Origin of the sequence: Tardiphaga sp. (assembly GCF_044340795.1) — a bacterium.
Classification (GTDB): Bacteria; Pseudomonadota; Alphaproteobacteria; order Rhizobiales; family Xanthobacteraceae; genus Tardiphaga.
In genome coordinates this window covers 1-5,100 of record NZ_JBIISY010000337.1, presented here as the reverse complement: position 1 = coordinate 5,100, position 5,100 = coordinate 1, and the positions used below count along the sequence as shown (strand labels likewise).

General features: G+C 56.9%; 5 protein-coding genes. 3 read left to right on the top strand and 2 right to left on the bottom strand.

Annotated features, from left to right (window positions below):
* Both ACIQ17_RS30620 and ACIQ17_RS30615 read right to left on the bottom strand, forming a co-directional pair.
* Positions 1–1,181: site-specific DNA-methyltransferase (locus tag ACIQ17_RS30620; RefSeq protein ID WP_398473241.1), on the bottom strand; the 1,181-nt coding region annotated here is incomplete at its 3' end.
* Positions 1,182–1,225: 44 nt separating this feature from the next.
* Entirely contained in the window at positions 1,226–2,116 is an 891-nt protein-coding gene (locus ACIQ17_RS30615; protein ID WP_398473239.1) for a WYL domain-containing protein, read from the bottom strand.
* A 105-nt stretch (positions 2,117–2,221) separates the two neighbouring features.
* Here ACIQ17_RS30615 and ACIQ17_RS30610 point away from each other — a divergent pair, with 105 nt between their 5' ends.
* The 3 genes from ACIQ17_RS30610 to ACIQ17_RS30600 form a co-directional block, all read left to right on the top strand.
* Positions 2,222–2,464, top strand: a complete 243-nt coding sequence (locus tag ACIQ17_RS30610; protein ID WP_398473238.1) for a DUF2188 domain-containing protein — start codon at positions 2,222–2,224, stop codon at positions 2,462–2,464.
* Between the two features lie 9 nt (positions 2,465–2,473).
* Positions 2,474–3,925, top strand: coding sequence for a toll/interleukin-1 receptor domain-containing protein (locus tag ACIQ17_RS30605; protein ID WP_398473236.1), 1,452 nt, complete (start codon positions 2,474–2,476; stop codon positions 3,923–3,925).
* Positions 3,909–5,100 (top strand): hypothetical protein (locus ACIQ17_RS30600; protein WP_398473235.1); only part of this gene is annotated, 1,192 nt, incomplete at its 3' end. The genes ACIQ17_RS30605 and ACIQ17_RS30600, both read left to right, overlap by 17 nt.

Here is a 5,100-nt window from a genome sequence, read left to right as displayed (position 1 = left end):
CGAAGCGACTCCTTTTGCCACCACTGGCGTTCGTAACGGCCGAGATTGTACACATCAAACGATCGGTACGGTTGCTCTTCCCCGTTCAGCTCTCCCTGCACCGTGATGAGCCGCTTACGGGACGTATGAATCGCGAAACGTCCGAGATCAGCCATGATCCAGCGACGGCCCATTCGCTCCGCCACAGCACCCGTCGTGCCACTTCCACAGAAGAAATCCGCTACCAGATCGTTTTCATTAGTCGATGCCTCAATAATGCGCTTGACCAGAGCTTCGGGCTTTTGCGTTGCGTAACCAAGGTTCTGCGTGCGGTCGGCAGGTTGAAGCATCGAGATGCGCCAAACATTATCGATCGTCCGATCCGCTGCGTCGCGATACATCACATTCCCTTGCTCGTCGCGCGCATTGATCATCCGGCCACCGACTTTTTTGCGAACAAGTTGCTTCACCGCCTTGTCGCGCGGTTCCTTTAAGTGATGGAAGACCGGCTTTGCTTCCTTCGATTTCACATAAAAAAGGATTGTGTCGGTCGCCCGCGGAAAGATCGGCTTCCTGAGATCGTGCATCTTGTTGTAGTAGTACCAGAAGATTTCGTTGCGGAAGTTCTCCACGCCAAATATCTCGTCCAGCAGGCGACGCAGCAAAGGGCTCACGCGCCAATCGCAGTGGACGTAGATACTGCCTCGCTCGCTGAGCAGCAACTTCATCATCATTAATCGCTCAAACATCATCTGCAGATAGCTATCGGTGCCGCGGCCCCACATATCGCGATAGGCAACCATCTCCAGCGTTGACTGATCCTTTTCGGCTGTCTCCTCTTCATCGCCAATGGGGACCCGCATCGAGAAATCTGCGCCAACATCGAATGGCGGATCGATGTAAATCAAATCAATCTTGCCGGTGAACTCAGCGAGGAGCGAAGCCATAACAACCTTGTTGTCACCCCAAATGAGACGGTTCCGGAAATTGTCTCGATACGCCTTGACGGGATCGAAAAGAGACCCCTGCTCTTCAGCCCGGGATCGCGGGTCATCGATCGTCTCGATCCGTTGCAAGGGCAGCGCGAGGCCGAACGTATTAATCTCCCGTCGATTCCCGAACTCATCGTACTTCCCATCCCAAACAAGCTCGGTTGTCATACGGGAAAGTGGATGAGGATTATGGGGGCCGTAGGTCGTCATTTTTTAGCTTTCTGTTCAATTCACGTGAGAGAGGCAGGCACGGATCAGACCGCGAGCGGGGTTTGCTCTTCTGATACTTTCAATGCCGCCCGGACTTCTGGTTTGTTCCCGAGCACAATATGCTGCTCCTTAGGAGCCCGGCGCTCGGCGTCACCATCGAGATTAAGCCTTTTCAAAAAGTAATAGAGAAGCGCAAGGCGCACCTTTACGCCGACTGATTCGCCGTCCATGCCATAGTCCAAGGCAATGACTCGGCGCTGGCTAGCGCTCATTTTGGGATGAGGGACCAGTTTTACGTCGATGAACTCCTCCCAGGCGGTGTCCGCGCTTGCTGGGGCCCCAGCATCACCGTCTTTCTCGACTTCAAGAAACCGAGGCAACAGGAAGTCTTTGAAAATCCGATCCTGATGACAAAAGGCCCGCACATGCCACCGCAGGCCGTCCGATCCGAAGGCATGTGGTGTGATCCACCGCCACATTGCATCGGCTCGGGTAAGCGACTGATAGTGAACATGGAGGGAGCGCTTCTCCCGCGTCGCCGATAGAAGATCGCGCAAGATCACAGGGTCTATTCGGCGATGAGGGAATGGCAGCGTATCGAACGCAGGCGGGGCAGCGAGCCAGGATTCGCTTAGCGTCACGACGTTATCGCTCGTAGCCGCTAATTGGCCGAGGTAGCGATCTGCATCGGGCTTTCGAAAAATCGGCTTGAAGCGTTTGCTCGCGAGGTAACGTTTTCCGCTGGTATCATAAACAATGTTGTTCGGGGCACGCTCCTGATAGCGGGCAAGATCATTTGAAGCCTGCGGCACGGACACGCCAAAATACTTCGTAATGTCGGAGCGGTTCACGCCGCCCTCCCAGAACAATCTGAATTCAATGAATTCGAGACGCTGCTCCACCCCCCAGCGCTTGCCCTGCTCTCCTGCCTTCATTCACAACCCCACAATGCGTAAAGAAACTATGTTGACTCCCGTTTGGAGTGCGTATAGTTACTTAACCCATCGGCAAACCCCGAGCAACAGCCACGGAGGGCTGAGATGTCGAAAAATGACCGATTCGTTGTGAAGCACGGTCCCGATTGGGCCGTGAAGAAGGGTGGCGTGTCTACCCCGGAAAGCGTCCATCACAAGCAAAGCGACGCCGAGCGCGCCGCCAAGCAAACGGTGCACCGCGCCGGTGGTGGCGAAGTCCGCGTTCAAGGCCGAGACGGCAAATTTCGCGACTCGGATACCGTGAAGCCCGGTCACGACCCGTTCCCGCCTCGCGACAAGAAACACTAGGAGGCGGCGATGCGTTGCGATGGCGATACGACGATTGACGCTCCCAAGCAGGCGACGTCGGCGGTAAGCCGCCGTCTCATCTTCATCAGCCACGCGACTCCGCAGGACAACACGTTCGCAACATGGCTGGCGACTCAGCTTGCGATCGCCGGCTATGAAGTCTGGTGCGATACCACGAAGCTGCTCGGCGGCGAGGGTTGGTGGGATGACATTTCCGAAGCAATCGACATGCACGCAGCGCGGTTTCTCTTCGTATCAACACTAGAGGCTAACCGGAAAGGCGGCACGCTCCGGGAGCTGCGCCTCGCGCTTGAAGCGCAAGAAAAGCACAAGCTTAAGGATTTCGTCGTACCCCTCAAAATCGACGCCTTTCCATTCGCGGCGATGCAGAAGCCCCTGCCTGACCTAAACGCAGTGCGGTTCGAGGAGAATTGGGCGGTTGGCTTAAGCCGATTGCTTAAACTTCTCGAACGTGAAGGTATCCCGCGCTCGCCTTCTGCTGGACCAGCCTGCGTGACCGAATGGTACGGGCGCTCCCTCGACCGGCGGCGCAAGCCCATTGTCACTAACGAACGCTGCCATTCGAACTGGTTTCAGATCGCTCTGCCAAAGGATCTTCACTTTTTCACCTTTGGTTTTTCCTCGAATGCGTTGGACAAGCAGGCGAGCGGCTTCAAATTTGCCTATCGCATCGTGGGGTCTACCTTCCTCTCGTTTGCAGGCCCCACCGAGATGCAGGATCACTTCGGACCCGCGATCAACCTGCCGAGGCCCGTGATCGTTGACACCGCCACCTTCCTCGAGGACGGGAGTAAAGACTACAACATCGCTGCATTCGATGCGGCGAACATGGTCACTGATCTCGTCCGCCAAACCTGGGAGGGATCGCTGGATGCGCGCAAGCTCGGCACTCATATCCTCGGCAGCGGCCTTGCTGCACGCTATTTCACTGCCGGCCAGCTTACCAAGAATCGGGCATACTTCACGGCATTTGGCCGACGCCGCACCTACCGTCAACTCGTCGGCAACAAAAGCAAGCGCGCCAAGGACGGAACGAAGGTACCCGACGGAAACTGGCATTACGCTTTGTCCTGTTCGCCCCAACTTTTGCCATTTCCGCGCCTTGTGTTGCGTCACCACGTGATCTTCACCGACGACGGAATAACACCGTGGGCAAAGCCCGAGCGGATGCACAAAGCCCGTCGGAGTGTCTGCAAGCAATGGTGGAACGGCGAATGGCGCGACCGGCTGTTCGCATTCATTGCCGAACTCGGCCACAGCAAGACGAAGCTAGCGCTCGATGTCGGCGGCGATCAGGTGCTCACCGTGACAATGCTCCCGATGAACTTCACTAGCCCCGTGAGCTACCTCGAAAATGCCGACGACGGTCTCGATGAAACCACCGAGATTGAGCTGGTCGAGGATGAAGACCCGGAGGATGAAGATGACGAAACCGCGTAAGCGCCTCCCGGAGCGAACGCTCATCCCCCTTCCCGAGCCACGCCTGCGTTTCGGGCATGAGCAGCTCCTCGTAGACCCCAAGGATGGGCTACTGCTCTTTGGTCCGCCGGAGAAACCGCTCGGCACCGACTATGGTGTGATCGGCACGGTCGAAGGCATCCGTCAGTTCGAGGCGTGGGCCGAGCGCTTGCAGCAAGCCGTCCCCGCCGATCCCAAGGTGACGAGTTCAATCACTTTTCCCGGTTTTGAGACAATCTTCCGTACGCCCTGGAACCCGTCACCGCGCGTCAAGATCACGGTGGATGATGCAGAGCTTAAGAACAAAGTGAACCTCGCCGACCCGCACCAACGGGTCTTCGACACCGTGGACCTTTTTGCGACGCCCGTTGCCCGCTGGGTTAAGGAGGAGGACGACAAGGTTGCCATGTGGTTCGTCGTCGTGCCGGAAGAGGTCTGGAAACTATGCCGGCCGCGCTCAACGGTCACGAAAGACAAGGCCGTCCAGCCAGACGTTCAGCTCACTCACGCCAAGGCGTTCGAGTTGCAACAATCGCCGGACCTGTTCGATGACATGAATGAGGCGGCTAAGAAGCATCTGTTTGAGAATCATTTCCACAATCAACTCAAAGCAAAGCTTCTCGACTGCGAAGCAGTTACACAAATCGTGCGCCAGACGACCATTGCACCGCTGGAATACCTGACAGCCAAAGGCGAGCGGTCGCGCAAGATGCAGGACGATGCAACGATCGCCTGGAACCTTGCGACCGGCATCTTTTACAAGGCTGGCGCGAAGCCGTGGACGCTCGCCGATATCCGCGACGGCGTTTGCTATATCGGCTTGGTGTTTAAGCGTACCAACAATCCGAACGACACCCGCGAATCATGTTGCGGCGCCCAGATGTTTCTCAAAACGGGCGAAGGGATCGTGTTCAAAGGCGCGGTCGGCTCATGGGCTTCGGACAAGGAGGGCGAATATCACCTTTCCGAGGATAAGGCCCGAGAGATCGTCGAGCGCTGCATCGCCGCCTACAAGGTCCATCACAACAACAAGGCGCCGGTGGAACTTTTTATCCACGGCCGGACGCGGTTCGACCAGAATGAGATCAAGGGATTCCGCAGCGGCGCGCCTGACGGTACGACCGTATCGGGCATTCAAATTCTGCGACCGAACGATC

What these genes read in the sequence shown, in the direction of transcription:
- ACIQ17_RS30615 (WP_398473239.1), bottom strand. Translation starts at nt 2,116, where the DNA reads ATGAAGGCAGGAGAGCAGGGCAAGCGCTGGGGGGTGGAGCAGCGTCTC.
- ACIQ17_RS30610 (WP_398473238.1), top strand. Translation starts at nt 2,222, where the DNA reads ATGTCGAAAAATGACCGATTCGTTGTGAAGCACGGTCCCGATTGGGCC.
- ACIQ17_RS30605 (WP_398473236.1), top strand. Translation starts at nt 2,474, where the DNA reads ATGCGTTGCGATGGCGATACGACGATTGACGCTCCCAAGCAGGCGACG.